Origin of the sequence: Pseudomonas sp. 18-147 (assembly GCF_051048045.1) — a bacterium.
GTDB lineage: Bacteria > Pseudomonadota > Gammaproteobacteria > Pseudomonadales > Pseudomonadaceae > Pseudomonas > Pseudomonas aeruginosa.
Genome location: NZ_CP182296.1, coordinates 1,050,611 through 1,073,261, shown reverse-complemented (window position 1 = coordinate 1,073,261; position 22,651 = coordinate 1,050,611). Strand labels below are relative to the sequence as shown.

At 67.1% G+C, this 22,651-nt stretch carries 23 protein-coding genes; 14 read left to right on the top strand and 9 right to left on the bottom strand.

Annotated elements, in window-relative coordinates; all coding sequences use genetic code 11:
• Nucleotides 1-108 precede the first annotated feature (108 nt).
• The 3 genes from ACM0M4_RS05120 to ppa all read left to right on the top strand — a co-directional run bounded on the left by ACM0M4_RS05120 (nucleotide 109) and on the right by ppa (nucleotide 2,214).
• A complete protein-coding gene (locus ACM0M4_RS05120) occupies nucleotides 109-774 on the top strand; it encodes a DedA family protein (RefSeq protein WP_003093241.1) in 666 nt (221 codons plus the stop codon).
• A gap of 2 nt (nucleotides 775-776) precedes the next feature.
• Nucleotides 777-1,607, top strand: a complete 831-nt coding sequence (locus ACM0M4_RS05115; protein ID WP_003093244.1) for a zinc-dependent peptidase — start codon at nucleotides 777-779, stop codon at nucleotides 1,605-1,607.
• Nucleotides 1,608-1,686: 79 nt separating this feature from the next.
• Nucleotides 1,687-2,214, top strand: coding sequence for an inorganic diphosphatase (ppa, locus tag ACM0M4_RS05110; protein ID WP_003093248.1), 528 nt, complete (start codon nucleotides 1,687-1,689; stop codon nucleotides 2,212-2,214).
• Nucleotides 2,215-2,305: 91 nt separating this feature from the next.
• Here the strand turns inward: ppa and ACM0M4_RS05105 are convergent, their stop codons facing one another.
• A complete protein-coding gene (locus ACM0M4_RS05105) occupies nucleotides 2,306-3,022 on the bottom strand; it encodes a response regulator transcription factor (protein WP_003093250.1) in 717 nt (238 codons plus the stop codon).
• A 194-nt stretch (nucleotides 3,023-3,216) separates the two neighbouring features.
• Between ACM0M4_RS05105 and mucE the strand changes: the two genes are divergently transcribed.
• The 8 genes from mucE to ACM0M4_RS05065 all read left to right on the top strand — a co-directional run bounded on the left by mucE (nucleotide 3,217) and on the right by ACM0M4_RS05065 (nucleotide 12,891).
• On the top strand, nucleotides 3,217-3,486 hold the full coding sequence (gene mucE / locus ACM0M4_RS05100; RefSeq protein ID WP_003093256.1) for a mucoid induction factor MucE: 270 nt from the start codon (nucleotides 3,217-3,219) through the stop codon (nucleotides 3,484-3,486).
• A gap of 346 nt (nucleotides 3,487-3,832) precedes the next feature.
• Nucleotides 3,833-4,522 (top strand): aquaporin Z, encoded by a 690-nt coding sequence (gene aqpZ, locus ACM0M4_RS05095; RefSeq protein WP_003102790.1) that lies wholly within the window; start codon nucleotides 3,833-3,835, stop codon nucleotides 4,520-4,522.
• 165 nt (nucleotides 4,523-4,687) lie between these two features.
• The gene (locus tag ACM0M4_RS05090; RefSeq protein WP_003110517.1) at nucleotides 4,688-5,689 is read left to right on the top strand and encodes a FecR family protein; all 1,002 of its coding nucleotides are present in this window, start codon (nucleotides 4,688-4,690) and stop codon (nucleotides 5,687-5,689) included.
• An 18-nt stretch (nucleotides 5,690-5,707) separates the two neighbouring features.
• Nucleotides 5,708-8,008, top strand: coding sequence for a CHASE2 domain-containing protein (locus ACM0M4_RS05085; protein WP_003114910.1), 2,301 nt, complete (start codon nucleotides 5,708-5,710; stop codon nucleotides 8,006-8,008).
• Nucleotides 8,009-8,412: 404 nt separating this feature from the next.
• Complete coding sequence (locus ACM0M4_RS05080) at nucleotides 8,413-9,339, top strand: ABC transporter ATP-binding protein (protein WP_003118243.1); 927 nt, start codon at nucleotides 8,413-8,415, stop codon at nucleotides 9,337-9,339.
• Entirely contained in the window at nucleotides 9,336-10,070 is a 735-nt protein-coding gene (locus ACM0M4_RS05075) for an ABC transporter permease (protein ID WP_003102804.1), read from the top strand. Before ACM0M4_RS05080 ends, ACM0M4_RS05075 begins: the two co-directional genes overlap by 4 nt.
• Before the next feature lie 9 nt (nucleotides 10,071-10,079).
• Nucleotides 10,080-11,882 (top strand): GldG family protein, encoded by a 1,803-nt coding sequence (locus ACM0M4_RS05070; protein ID WP_003114912.1) that lies wholly within the window; start codon nucleotides 10,080-10,082, stop codon nucleotides 11,880-11,882.
• A gap of 1 nt (nucleotide 11,883) precedes the next feature.
• Nucleotides 11,884-12,891 (top strand): DUF4340 domain-containing protein, encoded by a 1,008-nt coding sequence (locus ACM0M4_RS05065; RefSeq protein WP_003114913.1) that lies wholly within the window; start codon nucleotides 11,884-11,886, stop codon nucleotides 12,889-12,891.
• 231 nt (nucleotides 12,892-13,122) lie between these two features.
• On the opposite strand, the gene ACM0M4_RS05060 is transcribed toward ACM0M4_RS05065, so the two are convergent.
• The gene (locus tag ACM0M4_RS05060; protein WP_003114914.1) at nucleotides 13,123-14,292 is read right to left on the bottom strand and encodes a mandelate racemase/muconate lactonizing enzyme family protein; all 1,170 of its coding nucleotides are present in this window, start codon (nucleotides 14,290-14,292) and stop codon (nucleotides 13,123-13,125) included.
• 157 nt (nucleotides 14,293-14,449) lie between these two features.
• Between ACM0M4_RS05060 and ACM0M4_RS05055 the strand changes: the two genes are divergently transcribed.
• The 3 genes from ACM0M4_RS05055 to dxs all read left to right on the top strand — a co-directional run bounded on the left by ACM0M4_RS05055 (nucleotide 14,450) and on the right by dxs (nucleotide 17,568).
• On the top strand, nucleotides 14,450-14,692 hold the full coding sequence (locus ACM0M4_RS05055) for an exodeoxyribonuclease VII small subunit (protein WP_003093283.1): 243 nt from the start codon (nucleotides 14,450-14,452) through the stop codon (nucleotides 14,690-14,692).
• Nucleotides 14,689-15,576 carry a polyprenyl synthetase family protein gene (locus tag ACM0M4_RS05050; protein WP_003114915.1) on the top strand — a complete coding sequence of 296 codons (888 nt, stop codon included), beginning with the start codon at nucleotides 14,689-14,691 and terminating at the stop codon, nucleotides 15,574-15,576. Before ACM0M4_RS05055 ends, ACM0M4_RS05050 begins: the two co-directional genes overlap by 4 nt.
• Before the next feature lie 108 nt (nucleotides 15,577-15,684).
• Nucleotides 15,685-17,568 carry a 1-deoxy-D-xylulose-5-phosphate synthase gene (dxs, locus tag ACM0M4_RS05045; protein WP_003102816.1) on the top strand — a complete coding sequence of 628 codons (1,884 nt, stop codon included), beginning with the start codon at nucleotides 15,685-15,687 and terminating at the stop codon, nucleotides 17,566-17,568.
• A gap of 237 nt (nucleotides 17,569-17,805) precedes the next feature.
• On the opposite strand, the gene ACM0M4_RS05040 is transcribed toward dxs, so the two are convergent.
• The 7 genes from ACM0M4_RS05040 to thiL all read right to left on the bottom strand — a co-directional run bounded on the left by ACM0M4_RS05040 (nucleotide 17,806) and on the right by thiL (nucleotide 22,645).
• Entirely contained in the window at nucleotides 17,806-18,603 is a 798-nt protein-coding gene (locus tag ACM0M4_RS05040; RefSeq protein WP_004351643.1) for a cobalamin-binding protein, read from the bottom strand.
• Entirely contained in the window at nucleotides 18,603-19,022 is a 420-nt protein-coding gene (locus tag ACM0M4_RS05035; RefSeq protein WP_003118238.1) for a hypothetical protein, read from the bottom strand. The genes ACM0M4_RS05040 and ACM0M4_RS05035 overlap by 1 nt, the downstream gene beginning before the upstream one ends.
• Nucleotides 19,019-19,636, bottom strand: a complete 618-nt coding sequence (gene ribA, locus ACM0M4_RS05030) for a GTP cyclohydrolase II (protein WP_003110510.1) — start codon at nucleotides 19,634-19,636, stop codon at nucleotides 19,019-19,021. Before ribA ends, ACM0M4_RS05035 begins: the two co-directional genes overlap by 4 nt.
• 130 nt (nucleotides 19,637-19,766) lie before the next feature.
• Nucleotides 19,767-20,411, bottom strand: a complete 645-nt coding sequence (locus ACM0M4_RS05025; RefSeq protein ID WP_003093301.1) for a TIGR02281 family clan AA aspartic protease — start codon at nucleotides 20,409-20,411, stop codon at nucleotides 19,767-19,769.
• Nucleotides 20,412-20,413: 2 nt separating this feature from the next.
• Complete coding sequence (locus ACM0M4_RS05020) at nucleotides 20,414-21,160, bottom strand: substrate-binding periplasmic protein (RefSeq protein WP_003102821.1); 747 nt, start codon at nucleotides 21,158-21,160, stop codon at nucleotides 20,414-20,416.
• 8 nt (nucleotides 21,161-21,168) lie between these two features.
• The gene (locus ACM0M4_RS05015; RefSeq protein WP_003093304.1) at nucleotides 21,169-21,684 is read right to left on the bottom strand and encodes a phosphatidylglycerophosphatase A family protein; all 516 of its coding nucleotides are present in this window, start codon (nucleotides 21,682-21,684) and stop codon (nucleotides 21,169-21,171) included.
• Nucleotides 21,677-22,645, bottom strand: a complete 969-nt coding sequence (gene thiL, locus ACM0M4_RS05010) for a thiamine-phosphate kinase (protein WP_003113052.1) — start codon at nucleotides 22,643-22,645, stop codon at nucleotides 21,677-21,679. Before thiL ends, ACM0M4_RS05015 begins: the two co-directional genes overlap by 8 nt.
• Nucleotides 22,646-22,651 lie beyond the last annotated feature (6 nt).

Below are 22,651 nucleotides of genomic sequence, written 5' to 3'. Positions count from 1 at the left end.
AATCAGTGGTTTTGCCGGGATCGCGACAAACAGCCCCCCACCCATCCGGACGCCCCCCTATAATGGCGGCCCTCTGCCGCTCAACGCGTTGTCTCCGCAGGTTGCTCAATGGACTTCAACCCAATCGATCTGATTCTCCACCTGGATACCTACCTGGCCATGCTGGTCAGCAACTATGGCGTCTGGATCTACGCCATCCTGTTCCTGGTGATCTTCTGTGAAACCGGCCTGGTGGTGACTCCGTTCCTCCCCGGCGACTCGCTGCTGTTCATCGCCGGCGCCATCTGCGCCACCGGCGGCATGGACCCATGGCTGCTCGGCGGGCTGCTGATGGTCGCGGCGATCACCGGCGACAGCACCAACTACGTGATCGGCCGGACCCTCGGCAAGCGGCTGTTCAGCAACCCCGACTCGAAGGTATTCCGCCGCGACTACCTCGACCGCACCCATGAGTTCTACGAACGCCACGGCGGCAAGACCGTGACCCTGGCGCGCTTCCTGCCCATCGTGCGGACCTTCGCGCCCTTCGTCGCCGGCATGGCGAAGATGCACTACCCGCGCTTCGTCATGTTCAGCGTGGTGGGCACCGTGGCCTGGGTCGGCGGCCTGGTGACCCTGGGCTACTTCTTCGGCAACGTGCCGTTCATCAAGAAGAACCTGTCGCTGCTGGTGATCGGCATCATCCTGCTGTCGCTGCTGCCGATGATCCTCGGCTTCATTCGCCATCGCCTGCAGGCGAGCGCCGCCAAACAGGCCAAGGCCCAGAGCGACTGAGCATGTGGTCGTTCCGCGCCTGGCGGCGCCGGCGCCTGCTGGCACGCCACCCGGTGGCCGAAGAGCTCTGGCAGCGGGTACGCCGGCACCTGCCGATCCTCGACGGCCTGGACGCCGACGAGGACCGCCGCCTGCGCGAGCGGGCCGTGCTGTTTCTCGCCGACAAGCACCTGACCGCACTCGCCGGCGTCGATCTCGACGACTTCGGCCGCCTGCTGCTGGCGGCGCAGGCGCAACTGCCGCTGTTGCACCTGCCGGAGCTGAACTGGTACCAGGGCTTCCACGAACTGGTGCTGTATCCCGACGATTTCGTCAGCCCGCAGAAACACCGCGACGCCAGCGGCGTAGTCCATGAGTTCGACGACGAACGCAGCGGCGAGACGTCCCTGCAAGGGCCGGTGGTCCTGGCCTGGCCCGGCGTCGTCGGCGGGGGTGGCTGGGATGCCTACAACCTGGTGATCCACGAACTGGCGCACAAGCTGGACATGCTCAACGGCGACGCCAACGGCCTGCCGCCGCTGCACGCCGGCATGCGCATCGGCGACTGGGCGAGCGCCATGCAGGCCGCCTACGACGAGATGAACGCCCTGCTCGACCGCGACCCCGACGCGCAGACCGCCATCGATCCCTATGCGGCGGAAGATCCGGCGGAGTTCTTCGCCGTTACCAGCGAGTATTTCTTCACCGCCCCGGATCTCCTCCACGAGGCCTATCCGGCGGTATACCGGCAGCTCCAGTTGTTCTACCGCCAGGACCCACTGCAACGCCTGCGCCGCCTGCAGGCCGAGCATCCGGACTACCGCGAGGCGGCGGGCGACACGACTAACGGCTGAATGCCGGTACATGGCATCGACAACCGAATATGCCTATAATCGCGGCCTCTTTTTTGGCCAGAAACCTCTGGAGTCACCCATGAGCTACAGCAAGATCCCGGCCGGCAAGGACCTGCCGAACGACATCTACGTCGCTATCGAGATTCCGGCCAACCATGCGCCGATCAAGTACGAGATCGACAAGGACACCGACTGCCTGTTCGTCGACCGTTTCATGGCCACCCCGATGTTCTACCCGGCCAACTACGGCTTCATCCCGAACACCCTGGCCGACGACGGCGACCCGCTGGACGTGCTGGTGGTGACCCCCTATCCGGTCGCTCCCGGTTCGGTGATCCGCGCGCGCCCGGTTGGCGTCCTGCACATGACCGACGAGGCAGGCGGCGACGCCAAGCTGATCGCCGTGCCGCACGACAAGCTGAGCGTCCTGTACAAGGACGTGAAGGAATACACCGACCTGCCGGCCCTGCTGCTGGAGCAGATCAAGCACTTCTTCGAGAACTACAAGGATCTCGAGAAAGGCAAGTGGGTCAAGGTCGAAGGCTGGGGCAACGCCGACGCCGCCCGCGCCGAGATCACCAAGGCCGTGGCCGCGTTCCAGAAGTAAGCGCGCCTCGCCGAAAAGAAGCCCCGCAGCCGCGGGGCTTTTTCATTCTCCCTCGCCGACCGCCAAGGTCGGTCTCGCCACCCCGCTCCGCTCAGTCGACCGTCGCCACGCTCTCCAACCGATATCCGTAGCCGTAGATGGTCAGCAACTGCCAACCGCGCTCGGCGGTCAGGCCAAGCTTGTTGCGCAGGCGATAGATGTGGGTATCCAGCGGCCGCGAGGACAACACTTCCTCGTGGGGCCAGAAGCGCTCGTAGAGATATTCCCGCGACAACGGCCGTCCCAGGTTGGCGAACAGGCAGCGGGCCAGGCGGTATTCGCGCTCGGTCAGGCTGATCGGCGCGCCGGCCCGGGTCACGGTCAGCTCGGCATCGTCGAAACTGAGGTCGTTGAAAGTCTGCACCTCATGCTGCGCGGGACGCGTTCCCCCGTGGCGACGCAGCACGGCGGCTACCCGCGCCTTCAGTTCGTTGGGCCGGAACGGCTTGCTGACATAGTCGTCGGCGCCGCTGTTCAACGCCTGCACGATGTCCTGTTCGGCGTCACGGCTGGTCAGCATGATCGCCGGCGGCGGCGCATCCAGATGCTCGCGGCTCCAGCGCAGCAATTGCAGGCCGCTGAGGTCCGGCAACTGCCAGTCGAGGATCAGCAGGTCGAAGGTTTCCCGCTTGAGCTGCTTGAGCAGGTCCTCGCCACGGGCGAAACGGTGCACCGTCCAGGCCTGTTCGCCCTGCGCGGGTATCTGCTGCAAGGTCTGCTCGACCCGGTCCAGTTCGGCCGACTCGTCGTCCAGTATCGCGACACGCATAAAAGCTGGTCCTGTTCAATCGGGCTAACGCCCCTTTTTCGCTCCAGGAACGGCGAATTACGTACAAATCTGAAGAATTGTGACGAATCTCTCTGGTCGCGACCAGCCCTTGATAGCCTGATTCCAAATAGCCATTAAGCGGGACGAAGAGCCCGCGAGCCAGCGCCAGCCTGACCTATCAAGGAGTCGTAGCCATGGGTTTCCGGCCAGTTAGCCAACGTTTGCGTGACATCAACCTGCAGGCCCTCGGCAAGTTTTCCTGCCTTGCCCTGGTCCTCGGCCTGGAATCGGTAAGCCATCCGGCCGGCCCGGTCCAGGCCCCGTCGTTCAGCCAGGGCACCGCCAGCCCGTCCTTCGCTACTCCGCTCGGCCTCGACGGCCCGGCCCGCGCCAGGGCCGAGATGTGGAACGTCGGCCTGTCCGGCGCCGTCAGCGTGCGTGACGAGTTGCGCTGGGTGTTTTGAACGCGACGAATCTGAAATAGCGCGGAAGAATCTGAAGAAATATGGCAAATCTCACAGCAGACAAATCGCGCTTGGTAGATTTCCAACCGCTGAGTAGGCCAAGGAGCAAATGGATTGCTCCGACACAGGGATGTGTAAACCCGCTCCGGCGGGCCGTGGAACGAGACCACTCGAACCACAGTCAGGGGTCGGTAACGGACGATCGCCCCAGGCAACCGAGCCAATCCCCCCAGGGCTGGCTTCGACACACGGATGTGTCATCTCCCCTTCCTTGTTCGAATCATCCCCTCCCGCTATCCGGACGCCTCGATCCGCGTCCCATCCTGGATCTGAAAAGGACCTCATCATGAAGCAATACGGAGCAGAGTTCTTCGGCACCTTCTGGCTGGTATTGGGCGGCTGCGGCAGCGCAGTACTCGCTGCCGGCGTACCGGAACTGGGAATCGGCTACCTCGGCGTGGCCCTGGCGTTCGGCCTCAGCGTGCTGACCATGGCCTATGCCATCGGCCCGATCTCCGGCGCCCACCTGAACCCCGCGGTATCGGTAGGCCTGTGGGTCGGCGGGCGCTTCCCGGCCAGCCAACTGCTGCCCTATGTCGTCGCCCAGGTCCTCGGTGGCCTCGCCGCCGGCGGCGTGCTGTACCTGATCGCCAGCGGCAAGGCCGGCTTCGACCTGGCCGCCGGCTTCGCCTCCAACGGCTACGGCGAACACTCGCCGGGCGGCTACTCGTTGCAAGCCGCGCTGGTCAGCGAAGTGGTACTTACCGGCATGTTCCTGCTGATCATCCTCGGCGCCACCTCCAAGCGCGCGCCGCAGGGCTTCGCGCCGATCGCCATCGGCCTGACCCTGACCCTGATCCACCTGATCAGCATCCCGGTCACCAACACCTCGGTGAACCCGGCGCGCAGCACCGCGGTCGCCCTGTACGTCGGCGACTGGGCGGTTTCCCAGCTGTGGCTGTTCTGGGTCGCGCCGATTCTCGGTGCGGTACTCGGCGCCCTGGCCTATCGCCTGATCGGCGACAAGAACGACTGAACCGAAGCGCCTGGCCCAACCGCCAGGCGCTGCGGCCGAGGAAACGACAAGGGAGCCTGCGGGCTCCCGATGTCGTTGCAAGGATTGCGAAACCGGCGCCCGATCAGGCAGATTGCAGCCTGACCGGACCGCCAGCGATACCTGACCCGCCGCCCAGTGAAGCCTATGACAGCCCTCGCCCTTACTTCCCGATCCCTCTTTCCGGCTTGCGCCGCCCTGGCGCTGGGCGGACTGTTGACGCTGCTCGCCGGCTCCGTCGCGGCCGCGCCGGCCAAGACAAAACGGCCGCCGTTCATCGAGCAGGGCGAAACGTGCCTGCCCCAGCCGCTCCCCGCCAGCGTGCTCTATCTCGCCGGCGACGCCTGGAAGCTCGACGCCAAGGGCAACCAGACGCCCCTGGAAGAAGGCATGGACATCGACGAACTGGAAGGCGTCAAGACCTCTCCGACCGCCTTCGTCAGCCTGCTGCTCGGCGACGGCAGCCGCATCGTCCTGCCCTCCAGCTCGGAAGTCACCCTGCACCTCGACGAGGACACCGGCATTCCGCAGATCGCCCTGCGCGCGGGGCAGGTCGAGTCCTATGTCCTGAAGAGAAAGAGCGATCACGACCGCTTCCAGGTGCTGACCCCGGTCGGCGTACTGGGCGTGCGCGGTACCCACTTCCGCGCCCGCACCGAAGACGGCCAGGCGCTGACCGAAGTGCTCGACGGGCGCGTCGCGGTGAACCGCGAGCTGACCAGCGACGACCTGCCGCTCAACGGCAGGCGCCCGGCCCGCAAGGCGGCGCAGGCCGAGCCGGACGAGGACGTGCTGGTCGACGCCCGCCGCGGCCTGAAGGTCAAGCCGCAGGGCAAGCTGACGCCGGTGGACCTGCTACCCGCCCCGCAATTGCGCGGCCAGGGCGGCGAGCACGGCGAGTCTCCGGTTTGGAAGCTCTATCTTGCCCCGCTGCACGGCGCCAAGCGCTACCGTGCCCAGGTAGCCAGCGATCCGGACTTCCTGCGCATCCAGCAGGAGCGTTTCTCGAGCACCCCGGAAGTCAGTTTCAGCGGACTCAAGGCGGCCTTCTACCACGTCCGTCTCTCGGCCTTCGACAACGACGGACTGGAGGGCGAGACCAGCGTATACGACATTCTCTACTACCCGCGAGGCGGCAGTGCCCGATAGGGCACCGGGGCCTCGCCGATGAAGGCGCTCGACCGCCAGGACGAGCCCAGCCAGGCGCAGCGGCTGTTCCGCGGCCTGGTGCGCGAATGGCTGCTGGTCAGCCTGCTGCTCCTTCCGCTCACCGCCCTGCTTTCGCTGAGCAGCGGCCTGCCGCTGAACAACCTGCTCTACGACCGCCTGCGCAACCTCGCCCCGCTGGCCGTCGATCCGCGCATCCTCGTCGTCGCCATCGACGACCGTAGCCTGGAAAGCCTCGGTCGCTGGCCCTGGCCGCGCAGCGTCCACGCCGAGCTGCTGGATCGCCTGGCCGCCGCCGGCGCACGCAGCGTACTGCTCGACGTGATCTTCAGCGAACCCTCCTCCAATCCGGACAGCGACCGCCAGTTGGCAAGATCGCTGTGCCGGGCCGGCAACGTCCTCCTGCCACTGCTGCGCGAAAGCGTGCCGCGCTACGGCGAACCGCCACGGGAGATACCGCCGACCGCGCCGCTGGCCGGCTGCGCCGCCGGCATCGGGCATATCAACGTCGAAGCGGACAGCGACGGCACGGTGCGCAGCGTCTACCTGCGCGAAGGACCGCTCGGCCAGCCGCGCCCGCTGCTCGCCTGGCAAGCATTCGCCGATGCCGGCGCCATGCCCATGCCCGGCCTCGACGACATGCGCAACCTGCCCGGCTGGCAGCGTGACCACGCCATCCGCATTCCCTTCATCGGTGCCGACGCGGGCTTCCCCAGCGTGCCCTACGTCAGCGTGTTGCGCGGCGAGGTGCCAGACAGCCTGCTGCGCGACCGCCTGGTCCTGGTCGGCGCCACCGCGCCGGGCCTCGGCGACCGCTATGTCACCCCGCTGTCGGCCAGCCTCGGCACCACGCCGGGGGTGGAGATCCAGGCCAACATTCTCAACGGCCTGTTGCAGCAGCGCACCGCCGTCGACCTGCAACCCTGGCTCGCCGCCCTGCTCTCCGCCGCCAGCGTAGCGCTGCTGCTCGGCCTGATGCTGTTCCGCTCGCGCCACGCCTTGCTCCTCACCCTGGCCTGCGCGGCCCTGGCCCTGGGTCTTTCCTGGGCGCTGCTGCTCAACGGCTGGTGGTGGTCGCCGCTGGCCAGCCTGGTCGGCCTGCTGCTGGCCTACCTGATCTGGAGCTGGCGCCGGCTGAACGCGGTGCTCGCCTACTTCGGCTGGGAACTGGCGCGCCTCGACCGCGAGCCCAAGGTGCTGCCCGAGCGGGCCAGCCCCCCGCGCGCCGGCAACGATCCATTGCAGAACCGCATCGCCGCCCTGGAGCAGGCGGTCAGCCGCACCCGCGACAGCCGGCGGTTCATGGCCGACGGCCTGGAAGGCCTGCCGGTGGCGACCCTGATCTGCGACCCGCAGGGGCAGATCCTGCTGGCCAACCGCAAGGCACGCGACCTGTTCGGCGGCGAGCTGCGCGGCGCCGAACTGCGCCAGCGCCTGGCCGAACTCGGCCATCCGAGCCTCGCCGGTGGCGCCCGCCCAACGCTGGAAACCCTGGAAGCCATCGAGTTCCGCGACCACCGGGAACGCGACCTGCGCCTCGACCTGGCGCGCCTGCTGCCGGTCGAAAGCGAAACCGCCATCGGCTGGCTGGTGAGCCTGATCGACCTGAGCGCCGAACGCGATGCCGAGCGCCAGCGCGCCACCCTCCTGCGCTTCCTCTCCCATGACCTGCGCGCGCCGCACTCGGCGATCCTCGCCCTGCTCGACGTCCGCCCCGCCGAGGACGAAGCCGGCCAGCAGGTCTACCGACAGATAGAGCAGCAGGTCCGTCGCGCCCTGGGCCTGACCGACGCCTTCGTGCAACTGGCCAAGGCCGAATCCGACGCCTACCGCTTCGAAGCGTGCATGTTCACCATGTTGGCGATGGACGCCGCCGACCAGCTCTGGCCCCTCGCGCAACAGAAAGACATCGACCTGCGGCGCGACTGGGACGACGAGCAGGAACCGATGGTCTGGGCCGACCCCGGCCTGCTCACGCGCGCGCTGTTCAACCTGCTGGAGAATGCGGTCAAGTACAGCCCGGCGGGGACCGTCGTCAGCCTGAGCATCCGCCTCGAAGGCGACTGGCTGAGCTGCCGGATCGTCGATCAGGGCAAAGGTATCGCGGCCGCCGAACTACCGCGCCTGTTCAGCCAGTACCAGCGCTTCGCTTCCGCCGAGGGCAGCGCCGGCCTGGGCCTGGGGCTGGCCATGGTCAAGACGGTGATCGACCGGCACGGCGGCAGGATCGGTTGCCAGAGCCAGGTTGGCCAGGGCACCACTTTCGAGATTCGCCTTCCGCTGCTGAAAGGCGAGGAATAACCGCTACTGGCGGAAGTCGGGTCTTCCTCCAACTTGCATTGGTCTCGAAGTTCGGAAGATCCAGGCGGCCGGGCTATTCCGCTTCCCGTCTATCGAAACGGCAACTGCCTTCCCTCGTGAAACTCCGCAGGGGAAATCGACGCGTCCCCAACATAGGCACCAGCGAGCGCGACATGGCCGCGTTCCCACAGCGGAACCAAGGCGCTGCGCCAGCTACAGGGCTGCCCTGGAAGTCTCGATAACTTCCATCTTTTAACGAGAATTCGTAGGAAGTTTCCCAACAATATAAGTAACTAATCTTAAAAAGAGCCCACTGGAAAAACCAGCCAATAACTCCCGGTAATCTACCGCGCTCATGCGATCCCCTACGCATAACAGCAAACGGCTCAACTTCCAGTGAAACCATGATCGACATAGACAGACTGAGCAAACGCTTTTCCGGCCGGACGGTGGTAAACGACTTGAGCTTCCGCATCGACCGGGGAGAGATCGTCGGTCTCCTCGGCCCCAACGGAGCGGGCAAGTCGACCACCCTGAAGATGCTTTCCGGCTTCCTCGCGCCGAGCGCCGGCAGCGTACGCATCTTCGGCTTCGACATGCAGGACAAGGCGCGCCAGGCACAGAAGCTGATCGGCTACCTGCCGGAGAACGCTCCCAGCTACGGAGAAATGACGGTCGAGGGCTTTCTCGCCTTCGTCGCGTCCATCCGCGACTACAGCGGACGGGAAAAACGTCGGCGCATCGACAGCGCCATGGACTGCATGGAGCTGCGGGATGAGCGCAGGAGCATCATCGAAACCCTGTCCAAGGGCTTCAAGCGCCGCGTCGCGCTGGCCCAGGCGATCCTCCACGATCCCGAGCTGCTCCTGCTCGACGAGCCCACCGACGGCCTCGACCCGAATCAGAAGCACCAGGTCCGGCAACTGGTGAAGAACCTCTCGGAAAGCAAGATCGTGGTGATTTCCACGCACATCCTCGAGGAAGTCTCGTTCATGTGCAGCCGCGCCCTGGTGATCAACGGCGGCCGCCTGCTGGCCGACAACACCCCGGGCGAACTCAGGACCCGCAGCCGCTACCACCATGCCGTCAGCCTCAGCATCGAAGCACCGGTAGACCCGCTGGCCATCGCCATGCTCCCCGGCGTCGCCGGTATCGAAGGACGCCCCGACCGGGCCGGCACCCTGACCATTCTGGCCCGCCCCGGCGCGCAGATCCTTCCCGCGCTCAACCGCCTGATCCACGGCAGCGGCTGGCGGGTATCCGGGGTGCGTACCGAACACGGCCAACTGGAAGAAGTGTTCCGCCAACTGACCCGAGAAACCCCCGCATGACCGCCATCGGCACCATTTTCAGACGCGAGCTGGGCAGCTACTTCGCCACGCCGCTCGCCTATGTGTTCACCCTGGTATTCCTCGTCCTCTCCGGCGTGGCCACCTTCTACCTGGGCGATTTCTTCGAGCGCGGCCAGGCCGACCTGGCGCCGTTCTTTTCCAGCCTGCCCTGGCTCTACCTCCTGCTGATCCCCGCGCTGGCCATGCGCCTGTGGGCCGAGGAGCGCAAGTCCGGCTCCATCGAGATGCTGATGACCCTGCCCGTCTCCCGCGCCACCCTGGTCACCGGCAAGTTCCTCGCGGCCTGGTTCTGCGCCGGGCTGGCGTTGCTGCTGACCTTCCCGATGCCGCTGACGGTGAACTACCTCGGCTCGCCCGACAACGGCGCGATCATCGCCGGCTACCTGGCCGGCTGGCTGCTGTCCGGCGGCTACCTGGCCATCGGATCCTGCATGTCGGCGCTGGCGAAGAACCAGATCATCGCCTTTGCCCTGACCGTTCTCGTCTGCCTGCTATTCGTCGGCGCCGGCACTCCCCACGTACAACAGGCGCTCTCCGGCTGGCTTCCGCAATGGCTGCTGGACGGCATTGCCTCGCTGAGCGTGCTGGTCCGTTTCGAGGCGCTCGGCCGGGGCGTGCTCGACGTCCGCGACCTGGCCTACTTCTGCAGCCTGATCGTCGCCTGGCTGGTCGCCACCACCATCGTCATCGACCTGAAAAAGGCAGCGTAGGAAACATCCATGAAACGAACCCTGTACTCGGGCGTCGGCCTGCTGCTGGTCGGCCTGCTGTTCCTCGCTTTCAACCTGCTGTCCAGCCTGCTGCTGCGCGACCAGCAGTTCGACCTCACCCAGCAGAAGCTCTACACCTTCAGCGCCGGCACCCAGGAAGTCCTCGACAGTCTCGACGAACCGCTCAACCTCTACCTGTTCTTTTCGAAAAGCCGCGCCAGTGACCTGCCCGCCCTGCGCAACTACGCCCGCCGCGTCGAGGAAGTGCTGGACCTCTATGCACGGCGGAGCCATGGCAATGTCCGATTGTTCGTGATCGATCCCCTGCCATTCTCCGACGACGAGGACCGTGCCGCGCGCTTCGGCCTGCAGGCGCCGCCCATCGGCCCGAATGGCGAAGCCATCTACTTTGGCCTGGCGGCCACCAACCCGACCGACGGCCTCCAGGTGATCCCGTTCTTCTCGCCGGAAGAAGAGCCGCTTCTGGAATACGATCTCAGCCGCCTGGTCCAGGCACTCGCACAGCGGGAACGCACGGTAGTCGGCCTGATGAGCTCGCTGCCGATGACCGGGCAGGCGCCCACCGACGGGCAGCCGGGCAGCAGGCCCTGGGCGATGATGGACAAGCTCTACCAACAGTTCGACATCCGCACCCTGGGGCTCGCTTCGACGGAAATCCCCGCCGAAGTCTCGGTGTTGATGCTGGTGCACCCCAGGCAATTGTCCGAACAGACCCAATACGCCATCGACCAGTTCGTCCTGCGCGGCGGCAAGCTGCTGGCCTTCGTCGACCCTCTGAGTCTCGCCGATGCAGACGGCGGGAAAAGCTCCGACCTGGCCCCGTTGCTGCGCTCCTGGGGCGTCCAGTTGCGGCCGGATACCCTGCTGGCGGATGCCTCGTTCGCCATGATCAAGCCCAACGCCGAACGTCGCCCGGAGCGCAATCCGACCTGGCTACACCTCCCCGGCGACACGTTCCCCCACGACAACGTGCTGACCACCGGCCTGGAAAGCCTCAACCTCGCCAGCGTCGGCCTGCTCGAACCTCTCGGCGGAGCCTCGACGCGCTTCATTCCGTTGCTGCACAGCTCGGCGCACAGCATGCCGCTGTCGCTGGAACGCTTCCGCCAATCCTCGACGGAGCAGCTCAACGCCACCCTGGTCCCGACCGGGGAACGCTACGTGCTGGCCGCCAAGGTCGAGGGGCCGGCGACGAGTGCCTTCCCTGCGGACCGCGGGAAGCAAGGCGAAGGCCTGAGCGACAGCGCGAACATCCATGTGCTGTTGGTCGCCGATACGGACCTGCTGAGCAATCCGCTCTGGCTCCAGGAACAGCCCGGCCACAACGAGCCGCAGGTATGGGCGGACAACGACCTGTTCGTCGGCAATGCCCTCGACTACCTCTCCGGTTCGGACGCGCTGATCGACCTACGCTCGCGAGGCCATACGAAGCGCCCGTTCACCCGCGTGGAAGCGCTCCGCCGCGAGGCCGGGCTGCGCGCCCAGGAACAGCTCAACGCGCTGCAGCAAAGCCTCAACGACACCGACAGGAACCTGCGCACCTTGCAGCAATCGATGGACGCCGGCGACCAGGAGGTGACTCCGGAAATGGAAGCGACGCTGCGCCGCTTCATCGATGACAAATTGCGCATCCGCCAGCAACTGCGTCAATTGCAGTTCCAGCTGAATGCCGATGTCGAGCGCCTGGGGGAACAGGTGAAACTGGCCAATACGGTCCTGCTGCCGGCACTGCTCACCCTGTTCCTCCTGCTACATTGGAGCTGGCGCAGCATGCGCCGGAGGAGGGGCTGACATGCGCCTGCGTAACGTAGCGGGACTCGCTCTCGCCCTGGCGCTGTTCGCCGGAATCTTGGGCTGGCTCCACGAACGGCAGCAACCGCCCGCGCAACCGCCTGCGAGCCGCGCCTGGCTGCCAGGGCTGAAACCGCACCAGGTGACCGCGCTGTGCATCGCCACCCCCGGCCAACCGACGATCCGCGCCAGGCGCGATGGCAAGGACTGGATGCTCGCCAGCAAGGACGGCTATCCCGCCTCGGGGGAAACCATCCGGCAGCTGTTGCGCAGCCTGGCCGACGCGCGCCTGCTGGAGGAAAAGAGCGCCTCGCCGGAAAACCGCGAACGCATGGGACTCTCCGACCAGGGCAAGGGCCAGGCCAGCCGGATCACCCTGGAGCGCGGCGACGCGCCGCCGCTGGTCCTGTTGCTGGGCAAGCGCACCTCGCAGGGCGGGCAGTTGGTCAGGCAGGCCGACGATGAGGGGGCCTGGCTGATCGACCGAACGGTCGGCCTGCCGGTCAACGACCTGGCCCTGCTCGACCCTCGGTTGACCGACCTGCCATTCGAACAGTTGCGCGAACTGACCCTGTCCTATGGCAACGGCGTACGGCTGAACATTTCCCGAGCCAGTGAAAAGGACGATGGCATCCGCCTGCGACAGTTCCCATCCAGGCCACAGTTGATGGGCGAGGCGGAAGCCGAGCAGGCCGCACGCCTGTTCGCTGCGCTCAGGCTGCTGGAGGTCGCGCCGGCCAAGGCCTCGCGGCAAAAACCGCTGCTGACCTTCACGCTCAAGAGTTTCGCCGGCGGCACGCTGCAGGGCCAGCTTCTGGAACTGGAGCGCCAGTACTGGTTGCAACTGACCGACAGCAAGGGCTTCGCCGACGGGCAGGTCTCAGCCGTCAAGGGTTGGCGCTACCGCGTGGAGGGTCTGAGTCCGGATACCGCTCCCGCGCCCCAGCCACCCAAGGCATCGCCGGTGAAGCAAAGCAAGCCGGCCAAGCCCTCGTCGCCCAAGTGCTGAGCGCTCTCGTCAGGCGCCGCTCGCAGCCGGCGAAATAGAGCCCCGCGGGATGCTGGGCAGGACTGGCCGAGTTTGCTAGAGTAGCGCTTCCTTCACGAGCCCTCGGCTCGTCGATGCAGAATTCCTAAGGCAGGCGCGGCTTATCAGAAGTAAGCCAACCCCACCCCAGAAAAGCCGGCCACAAGCCGGCTTTTTTAATGCCTCCGCACAACCCCAGCCAATCACCGTTCTCTAGGCCTCCAGAAGCTTGCGGAACAGCCCGGCAAGTGTCGCCTGGCGCTCGAAGCCGATACCAGGCGATTGTGGCAATCCCGCCAATCCCGAGGAAAACGGCAGGGCACCGGCGAAATCGTCGAATGGCCGGAAAGCCGACGGCGTAGCCTCGGCCCAACCCAGGCGCAGGGCCGCCACCAAGTGCAGGCTGAACAGGTAGCCGGCGTGCGGGCGGAAGGCCGCGCGCGGCCAACCCCGGGCGCACAGGTGGTCGAGTATCGCCAGGTAGCCCGGCAGGCCATAGCAATGCACGGGGTCGAACACCAGCACGTCGCGCTCCCGCCGCACGCCGCCATAGAGATCCAGCAAGCGAGCCTCGGCCAGGGAGAACAAGGCCTCGCCGGCACCGATGGGCCCCGGATAGATATCCGCCACTTCGGCCTGGGTAGGGAAATCGTGGGGGTCGCAGATGTCCTCGAACCACCACAACCCCAGCGGCGCCAGGGCTTTCGCTGCGTCGACCGCGCCCTCCGCGTCGTAGCGGTTCATCGCGTCGACCGCCAGCCGCGAAGCGTCGCCGAGAACCCGCAGCGCCCTGTCGATACGGCGCCGGTCCTGGTCCAGCCCGGCCGCGCCGATCTTGATCTTGGCGTGGGTGTAGCCGAGATCGACGAAGCGCCGCAGTTCCTCTTCCAGGCGTCCCAGGTCGTCGTGCGGATAGGGGTAGCCGCCGCCGGCGTAGACCGGTACGCGCTGCGGATAGTCTTCCGCCAGCCCCAGGCGTCGCGCCAGGAAGCGATGCAGCGGCAGGCCGGCGGCCTTGGCCGCGGCATCCCACAGCGCCATGTCCAGGGCGCCCACCGCGACGCAGCGTTCGCCGTGGCCGCCGGGCTTCTCGTCGCGCATCATCAGGTCCCAGGCTCGCAACGGATCGATGCCACTGCCGTCGTCGCTCGCCAGGCTGTCCGCCGGAGCCCCCAGCAGGCGCGGGGCGAAACGCTCGCGGATCAGCCCGCCCTGGGCGTAGCGCCCTACCGAGGCGTGGCCGTAGCCGACCACACGCCGACCGTCGCGCACGATATCGGTGAGCACCGCCACCAGGCTGGTGCTCAAACCACCGGTGGCAGCCGCCACGCCGGCGTAACGGGAAAGGGGAATACTGCGTTCCCGGACCTCCTGGATGCGCATCGCCTGTCGGCTCCTCCTCGCTGGACCTCTCTCCACCTTAGCCAAGGCCGCCGCCATGGTCGTCCCGATCGGTCGTAGCGACCTTCCGCCGATTTGCCCGGCCCCCGCCCCTCTGCTAGTGTCGCGGGGTTTTGTACACCTCGCCGAGACTCCCCCGATGGCCCGCAAGAAAACCCTCGATTTCGAACAGTCCCTCACCGAGCTGCAAACCCTGGTGGAACGCCTGGAAAGCGGCGAGCTGTCGCTGGAAGAGTCGCTGGGCGCCTTCGAGCAGGGCATCCGCCTGACCCGCGAATGCCAGACGTCGCTGAGCCAGGCCGAACAGAAGGTACAGATCCTCCTCGAACGCGACGGCGAGCTCAGCGAAGCGCCGTTCGATGCGGAAGGCGACGAGGCATGATCGCGGCCTACCAGGCGCGCTGCCAGGCGCGCGTCGATGCCGCCCTGGACGCCCTGTTCGTCGCTCCCCGCGAAGAACTGCAACGCCTCTACGAGGCCATGCGCTACAGCGTGATGAACGGTGGCAAGCGGGTTCGCCCGCTGCTCGCCTACGCCGCCTGCGAGGCCCTCGGCGGAGCGCCGCAGCGCGCCGACGCCGCGGCCTGCGCGGTGGAGCTGATCCATGCCTACTCGCTGGTCCACGACGACCTGCCGGCGATGGACGACGACGACCTGCGCCGTGGCCAGCCGACCACCCACCGGGCCTTCGACGAAGCCACCGCGATCCTCGCCGCCGACGGCTTGCAGGCGCTGGCCTTCGAAGTGCTCGCCGACACCCGGCGCAATCCGCAGGAACATGCCGTCTGTCTGGAAATGCTCACCCGCCTGGCGCGCGCCGCAGGCTCCGCCGGCATGGTCGGCGGCCAGGCGATCGACCTCGGCTCGGTCGGCGTGGCCCTCGACCAGGCGGCCCTGGAAGTCATGCACCGGCACAAGACCGGCGCGCTGATCGAAGCCAGCGTGCGCCTCGGCGCCCTCGCCAGCGGTCGCGCCGAGCCCGCCTCGCTGGCCGCCCTGGAGCGCTACGCCGAAGCGATCGGCCTGGCCTTCCAGGTGCAGGACGACATCCTCGACGTGGAAAGCGACACCGCCACCCTCGGCAAGACCCAGGGCAAGGACCAGGCGCACAACAAGCCGACCTATCCCGCCCTGCTCGGCCTGGAGGCCGCCAAAGGCTATGCCCTGGAGCTGCGCGACCTGGCCCTGGCCGCCCTCGACGGTTTTCCGCCGAGCGCCGACCCGCTGCGCCAACTGGCCCGCTACATCGTCGAGCGACGCAACTGACCGACGGGTCGTCGGAAGTCCCCGGCAAAGGTAGGGGCTCCCTTGCTTGGGCGCGGCCGGTGCATCAGGTAAACTGCTGGCCTCTCCGGATTGCATAACGACAGCCTGATGCCCAAGACGCTCCATGAGATTCCCCGCGAGCGCCCCGCCACGCCCCTGCTCGACCGCGCCTCTTCGCCGGCCGAACTGCGCCGGCTGGGCGAGGCGGACCTGGAAACCCTGGCCGACGAGCTGCGCCAGTACCTGCTGTATACCGTCGGCCAGACCGGCGGTCATTTCGGCGCCGGCCTCGGCGTGGTCGAGCTGACCATTGCCCTGCACTACGTCTTCGACACTCCGGACGACCGCCTGGTCTGGGACGTCGGCCACCAGGCCTATCCGCACAAGATCCTCACCGAGCGCCGCGAGCTGATGGGCACCCTGCGCCAGAAGAACGGCCTGGCGGCCTTCCCGCGCCGCGCAGAGAGCGAGTACGACACCTTCGGCGTCGGCCACTCCAGCACCTCCATCAGCGCCGCCCTGGGCATGGCCATCGCCGCCCGCCTGCAAGGCAAGGAGCGTAAGTCGGTGGCCGTGATCGGCGACGGTGCGCTGACCGCCGGCATGGCCTTCGAGGCACTCAACCATGCCTCGGAAGTCGACGCCGACATGCTGGTGATCCTCAACGACAACGACATGTCGATCTCGCACAACGTCGGCGGGCTCTCCAACTACCTGGCGAAGATCCTCTCCAGCCGCACCTATAGCAGCATGCGCGAGGGCAGCAAGAAGGTGCTCTCGCGCCTGCCCGGGGCCTGGGAGATCGCCCGGCGCACCGAGGAATACGCCAAGGGCATGCTGGTCCCCGGCACCCTGTTCGAGGAGCTCGGCTGGAACTACATAGGCCCGATCGACGGCCACGACCTGCCGACCCTGGTGGCTACCCTGCGCAACATGCGCGACATGAAGGGCCCGCAGTTCCTCCATGTGGTGACCAAGAAAGGCAAGGGCTTCGCCCCGGCCGAACTGGATCCGATCGGCTACCACGCGATCACCAAGCTGGAAGCTCCCGGCAGTGCGCCGAAGAAGACCGGCGGACCCAAGTATTCCAGCGTCTTCGGCCAGTGGCTGTGCGACATGGCCGCCCAGGACGCGCGCCTGCTCGGCATCACCCCGGCGATGAAGGAAGGTTCCGACCTGGTGGCCTTCAGCGAACGCTACCCGGAACGCTACTTCGACGTCGCCATCGCCGAACAGCATGCCGTGACCCTAGCCGCCGGCATGGCCTGCGAGGGCATGAAGCCGGTGGTAGCGATCTACTCGACCTTCCTCCAGCGCGCCTACGACCAGTTGATCCATGACGTCGCCGTGCAGCACCTCGACGTGCTGTTCGCCATCGACCGCGCCGGCCTGGTCGGCGAGGACGGCCCGACCCACGCCGGTAGCTTCGACATCTCCTACCTGCGCTGCATCCCCGGCATGCTGGTGATGACCCCCAGCGACGAGGACGAGCTGCGCAAGCTGCTCACCACCGGCTACCTGTTCGATGGCCCGGCCGCGGTGCGCTATCCGCGCGGCAGCGGCCCCAACCATCCGATCGATCCGGACCTGCAACCGGTGGAGATCGGCAAGGGCGTGGTCCGTCGGCGCGGCGGCAGGGTCGCACTGCTGGTCTTCGGCGTGCAGTTGGCGGAGGCGATGAAGGTCGCCGAAAGCCTCGACGCCACGGTCGTCGACATGCGTTTCGTCAAACCCCTCGACGAAGCCCTGGTACGCGAATTGGCGGGCAGCCACGAACTGCTGGTGACCATCGAGGAAAACGCCGTGATGGGCGGCGCCGGCTCGGCGGTCGGCGAGTTCCTCGCCAGCGAGGGCCTCGAAGTCCCGCTGCTGCAACTGGGCCTGCCCGACTACTACGTCGAACACGCCAAGCCCAGCGAGATGCTCGCCGAATGCGGCCTGGATGCCGCGGGCATCGAAAAGGCGGTACGCCAGCGTCTCGACCGGCAATAGCGCCAAACCCAGCGACAACGGCGGATAACCGCGTTGCGGTTATTCGCCCTACCCCCCAATTGCCGTAGGGCGAATAACGCCACCGGCGTTATCCGCCGATACACCACCATACCGACATACCCCGCCGACTGGCAGCGATAACCGCGTTGCGGTTATTCGCCCTACCCCCCAATTGCCGTAGGGCGAACAACGCCGCCGGCGCTATCCGCCGATACAGCGCGCGATACCGGCAAGCATTCAGCGCGCCCCGGCGAGCGAGCGGCAGAGTTTCTCGGTCGCCGCCAGCATGGCGAAGCTCGGCCGCTCGAGGTTCTTGTCTTCGATCCGGTACAGCTGTCCGCGCCGCGTCGCCGCCAGCGCCGGCCATTGCCGCCAGAGTTCGAGCTGGGCGTGACTGCCGGCGACGATGGCCGCCGGATCGCGCGCCAGAACCGCCTCGACGCTGACCTGCGGCGCCGGCTGCGGCAGGTCGCCGAATAGGTTCTCGGCGCCGCAGACGCGCAGCGCATCGCTGATCACCTGGCGTCCGCCAATGGTGTACAGCGGCCGGTCCCAGACCTGGTAGAACACTTTCAGCGGCTTGTCCCGCCGGTAGCGCTCGGCCAGGCGCCGCATGCCTTCGCGGAACCTGGCCGACAACCGCTGGCCGGCCTCGGCCTCGCCCAATGCCTCGCCCAGCGCAGCCAGTTGCAGGGCCAGTTCGTCGAGGCTGTGCGGTTCGGCGATGAAGAGGGCGATGCCGAAGTCCCGCAGGCGCTGCAACTGCGCCTCGGGCACGCTGCCGGGCCAGACCAGGATCAGGTCGGGCTGCAGTTCCAGCAGGCGTTCGAGATTGACCTGGCCGTAGCGGCCGACGGAAGGCAGGTCGCCAATCGCCGCCGGACGCTCGCCGCCATCCAGCACGCCGACCAGGCGGCGCGCTGCGCCGAGTTCGAGGACGCTGTCGGTCAGCGAAGGCGCCAGGCTGACCACCCGCTGCGCCGCCCCGGCGGAAAGGCTGAGGAGCAGGCAGGCGAGCAGCCAGAACGAGCGCATCAACCGAGTTGACGCGGAATACGGTAGAGCCAGAACAGCACCAGGCTGGTGACCCCGAGCAGGATCAGCGCAACGCCGTTGAGCCCGGCGAACACACCCGGCACGCCGATCCAGGCCGGCAGGCTGGCGCCGAACAGGGCCTTGCGGCGCACCTGCGCCAGACGGGCCCAGGCGGCGGCTTCCTCCGCCGTATCCAGCGCTTTCTGGGTGGCGATGAGACCACGCTTGTAGGCACCGAACAGCGGCAGGTTGACGAACATCGACAGCAGCGCGGCGATGAACAGCGGCATCGCCAGGCCATGGGGAAGGGGTTGCAGTTCGCCGAGGAAGAACTCGACCAGGATCAGCGGCAACAGCGCCAACGCCAGTTGCAACCACCAGGCACGTCCCAGCGCGCCGCGGGCTTGCTGGCGACTCACGTGGTTTCCGCCTCGCCCTGGTGCAGGCTGCCGAGCATGTGCCCGAGCTTGCCGGCCTTGGTCGCCAGGTAGCGCCTGTTGTGCTTGTTCAGGCCCTTTTGCAGCGGCACGCGCTCCGCCACGGTGATGGCGTAGCTTTCCAGCGCCTTGACCTTGCGCGGATTGTTGGTCATCAGGCGCAGGGAGGAGACGCCCAGGTGCGCGAGCATCGGCTGGCACATGGCGTAGTCGCGCTGGTCGGCGCCAAAACCCAGTTGCAGGTTCGCCTCGACGGTGTCGGCACCGCCATCCTGCAATTCATAGGCACGGATCTTGTTCAGCAGGCCGATGCCGCGACCTTCCTGGCGCAGGTAGAGGAGCACGCCGCGGCCCTCCTCGGCGATGGCGGCAAGCGCGCCTTCCAGCTGGAAACCGCAATCGCAGCGCAGGCTGAACAGCGCGTCGCCGGTCAGGCATTCGGAATGCAGGCGACCAAGCACCGGCGCGCCATCGGCGATGTCGCCCATGCTCAGGGCTACATGTTCCTTGCCGCTCTCCTCGTCGAGGAAACCATGCATGGTGAATTCGCCGAAGGGAGTCGGCAGTTTGGAGGCGGCGACGAACACGACGGACACCGGGGAACTCCTAGGGAAACGGAAGTCCGCCATTGTACCAGCAGCGTCCGGCGCCCGGTCAGCTCGAAATGCCGCAAATACCTATCGAGATGGACGATGAATAGAACCCCGGGTTATGAGCGAGCGACATTCAATGCTTGGCCTCGATAAGCAGCATTCCCTGTTCCTCGCGCCAACGCACCCGGTTGAGGAAACTCATGCCGAGCAGGGCTTCGGTCGGATAGCCACCCTCGATCACCGCCGCCTCGACACCCAGCAACTCGATACCGCCGATCTTCACCCGGTCCAGGGTCACCCGCCAGCCGCGCGAGGTTCCGCTGGCAGTGGAGGCGACCATCGGCTTGCCGTCCACCCGGTAATCGATACCCAGGCGGCGCGCCTCGTTCTCGTTCATGGCGATGCTGGTGGCGCCGGTATCCACCAGGAACTGCATGTTCTGCCCGTTCACCGAGCCAGCCACCCAATAGTGCCCGCCCGTACCGCGGGCGATGCTGAAGCTTTGCCGCTGCGGCGCCGAATAGCCTGCCTCGTTGTATTCGCGGCTCAGTTCGTAGGTGCGCTCGACGCCGTCGATCCGCAGCACCGCCTTGCGGCTGTCGGCGCTGACCACCTGGACGCCCTGCGGGCCGGTCTGGCCGACCCTGACCAGCTTGCGCTGGCCATCGACGTTGAGTACCGCCGCGCCGGGGAACAGGCCGACCACGAACACCTGGGGCGCGGCCAGCGAGGACAACGCGAGAACGCTGGAAAACAGGGCGACGCACAGCCGCAGCATGATCACTCCTTGGGTGGCAGGATTGCCTTCAACGGCGCATAGGGCCAGTTCCAGCGGGCGAAGATCCGCTCCAGCTCGCCGCTGGCATGCAACTGCCGCATGCGCCGGTCGAACAGCGCCAGCAGCTCACGGCCCCTGGGGGAATCGGAGAAGCCAAGATACAGCGGCAACCGAGTGACGTCGGTGATGCGGTACTCAGCCGCCAGCGCTCCGGCCCCTGCGAGCATTTCCTCGAGTTCCGGACGCGAATCGATGAAATAGTCGACCCGGTGGTTGAGCAGCATCGGCAGCGCCGAGGTGCGGCGCTGCAACTCGCTGTGCGGGGTCAGGGTAGGGAAATAGCGGGCGAAGGCGTAGCCACGCATCCATGACAGGCGGAACCGGCTCAGGCCCTCCAGTGGCGGCGGCGGATTGTCTTTCAGGGAAAGCACGGCGATCGGATCGACGTCATAGGGCCAGCGAGGATAAAGCGCTTCGTCGATTTCCCCGCGGTAGGCGCCGACCCAGGCGTCGGCCTCGCCGCGCAGGACCAGGCCGACCGCCCGGGTATAGGGCTCGTTGGCGATCCGCAGGCGTACCCCGGCCGGCTCGTAGACGGCCCGCAACAGGTCCCAGGCCACCCCGCGACCGTCCTCCTGGGTGTAGCGCGTCCAGGTTTCGCTGACCACGCGGATCTCGCCCACGGAGGGGGCGGCGGAAGCGACGCCGGGCAGCAGCCACAGGCAGCAGAACAGGACGAGCAGACGCATGGGAGGCCTCAGACCAGCCAGTGTACCCATCCCCAGACTAGACCCTGCATGACCAGCCAGGCGAATACCCCGGCCAGGACGTCGTCGAGCATGATCCCGACGCCGCCGTGCACGTTGCGGTCCACCCAACTGATCGGCCAGGGCTTGAGAATATCCACGATGCGGAACACGACGAAGCCGATCAGCAGCCACCACCAGCCCTCCGGCACCAGCCAGAGGGTTATCCACATGCCGACCATCTCGTCCCAGACGATGCCTTCGTGGTCGTGCACGCGCAGGTCGTCGGCGACCTTGCCGCACAGCCAGAAGCCGAACAGCATGGTCACTCCCAGCATCAGCCAGTAGCCCCAGTCCGGCAGCATCTGCCACAGCGGGATGAACGGGATGGCCACCAGCGACCCCCAGGTGCCCGGCGCCTTGGGCAGGGTGCCGGAGCCGAAGCCGAAGGCGAGGAAATGCCAGGGATTGCGCCAGACCGACGGCGGCACCGGCTGCGCCGGCGCCTGATCAGGATGCTCAGTCACGTTGGGTTCCGAAATGTTGGTAACCGGCCGCGGCCGGTATGAGTTCCTTTCCGTCGGCGTCGAGCAGGTGCACCCCCTGTCCCGCCTCGACCCGGCCGATGACGGCCATGGCCGGCCACGCGGCGCGAATCTCGCCAAGGTACTCAGGCGGCAGGGTGAAAACCAGCACGTAGTCGTCGCCGGCGGCCAGTTGCTGGCGCAAGGCTTCCTCGCCGGCGAGCAGGCCGCTCAACGCGGCGCTTGCCTGCAAGCGCTGGCATTCGACCAACAGGGCAACGCCGGAAGCGCGGGCGATATGCCCGCAGTCGGCGAGCAGCCCGTCGGAGATGTCCAGGGCGGCGCTGGCCTTGCCGCGCAGGGCGAGGCCCAGACCGAATTGCGGGGCCGGCGTCCAGTAGCGCGCCAGCAGCGGTTCGGCCACCTCGGCGGGCGCCGATCTTCGCTCCAGCACCAGTTCCAGCGCCGCTCCAGCCTCGCCGAGCGGGCCCCCGACGCAGAGCAGGTCGCCCGGGCGCGCACCGGCGCGGGTCAGCGCCTGGCCGGCCGGCACCCTGCCGAATACGGTCAGGGTCATGCTCAGCGGGCCGCGCGTGGTGTCGCCGCCGACCAGCGCCAGGCCGCACTGCCGGGCCATGGCGTCGAGGCCGCGGGCGAAGCCCTGCAACCACTCGGCGTCGGCCTGCGGCAAGGTCAGGGCCAGGGTGAAGGCCAGGGGCGCGGCGCCCATCGCCGCCAGGTCGCTGGCGGAGACCGCCAGGGCGCGCTGGGCAAGAAGGAAAGGGTCGCAACCGGCGGGAAAATGCACGCCTTCCACCAGGGTATCGGTGGAGACCGCCAGTTGTTCGCCGGCTGGCGGCGCCAGCAGGGCGCAGTCGTCGCCGATGCCGAGGGCCACGTCCGCCGCCGGCGCCGCGCAGGCGGCCGCGGCGAAGAAGCGGCGGATCAGCTCGAACTCACCCATGACGCC

What these genes read in the sequence shown, in the direction of transcription:
- ACM0M4_RS05120 (WP_003093241.1), top strand. Translation starts at nt 109, where the DNA reads ATGGACTTCAACCCAATCGATCTGATTCTCCACCTGGATACCTACCTG.
- ACM0M4_RS05115 (WP_003093244.1), top strand. Translation starts at nt 777, where the DNA reads ATGTGGTCGTTCCGCGCCTGGCGGCGCCGGCGCCTGCTGGCACGCCAC.
- ppa (WP_003093248.1), top strand. Translation starts at nt 1,687, where the DNA reads ATGAGCTACAGCAAGATCCCGGCCGGCAAGGACCTGCCGAACGACATC.
- ACM0M4_RS05105 (WP_003093250.1), bottom strand. Translation starts at nt 3,022, where the DNA reads ATGCGTGTCGCGATACTGGACGACGAGTCGGCCGAACTGGACCGGGTC.
- mucE (WP_003093256.1), top strand. Translation starts at nt 3,217, where the DNA reads ATGGGTTTCCGGCCAGTTAGCCAACGTTTGCGTGACATCAACCTGCAG.
- aqpZ (WP_003102790.1), top strand. Translation starts at nt 3,833, where the DNA reads ATGAAGCAATACGGAGCAGAGTTCTTCGGCACCTTCTGGCTGGTATTG.
- ACM0M4_RS05090 (WP_003110517.1), top strand. Translation starts at nt 4,688, where the DNA reads ATGACAGCCCTCGCCCTTACTTCCCGATCCCTCTTTCCGGCTTGCGCC.
- ACM0M4_RS05085 (WP_003114910.1), top strand. Translation starts at nt 5,708, where the DNA reads ATGAAGGCGCTCGACCGCCAGGACGAGCCCAGCCAGGCGCAGCGGCTG.
- ACM0M4_RS05080 (WP_003118243.1), top strand. Translation starts at nt 8,413, where the DNA reads ATGATCGACATAGACAGACTGAGCAAACGCTTTTCCGGCCGGACGGTG.
- ACM0M4_RS05075 (WP_003102804.1), top strand. Translation starts at nt 9,336, where the DNA reads ATGACCGCCATCGGCACCATTTTCAGACGCGAGCTGGGCAGCTACTTC.
- ACM0M4_RS05070 (WP_003114912.1), top strand. Translation starts at nt 10,080, where the DNA reads ATGAAACGAACCCTGTACTCGGGCGTCGGCCTGCTGCTGGTCGGCCTG.
- ACM0M4_RS05065 (WP_003114913.1), top strand. Translation starts at nt 11,884, where the DNA reads ATGCGCCTGCGTAACGTAGCGGGACTCGCTCTCGCCCTGGCGCTGTTC.
- ACM0M4_RS05060 (WP_003114914.1), bottom strand. Translation starts at nt 14,292, where the DNA reads ATGCGCATCCAGGAGGTCCGGGAACGCAGTATTCCCCTTTCCCGTTAC.
- ACM0M4_RS05055 (WP_003093283.1), top strand. Translation starts at nt 14,450, where the DNA reads ATGGCCCGCAAGAAAACCCTCGATTTCGAACAGTCCCTCACCGAGCTG.
- ACM0M4_RS05050 (WP_003114915.1), top strand. Translation starts at nt 14,689, where the DNA reads ATGATCGCGGCCTACCAGGCGCGCTGCCAGGCGCGCGTCGATGCCGCC.
- dxs (WP_003102816.1), top strand. Translation starts at nt 15,685, where the DNA reads ATGCCCAAGACGCTCCATGAGATTCCCCGCGAGCGCCCCGCCACGCCC.
- ACM0M4_RS05040 (WP_004351643.1), bottom strand. Translation starts at nt 18,603, where the DNA reads ATGCGCTCGTTCTGGCTGCTCGCCTGCCTGCTCCTCAGCCTTTCCGCC.
- ACM0M4_RS05025 (WP_003093301.1), bottom strand. Translation starts at nt 20,411, where the DNA reads ATGCTGCGGCTGTGCGTCGCCCTGTTTTCCAGCGTTCTCGCGTTGTCC.
- ACM0M4_RS05020 (WP_003102821.1), bottom strand. Translation starts at nt 21,160, where the DNA reads ATGCGTCTGCTCGTCCTGTTCTGCTGCCTGTGGCTGCTGCCCGGCGTC.
- thiL (WP_003113052.1), bottom strand. Translation starts at nt 22,645, where the DNA reads ATGGGTGAGTTCGAGCTGATCCGCCGCTTCTTCGCCGCGGCCGCCTGC.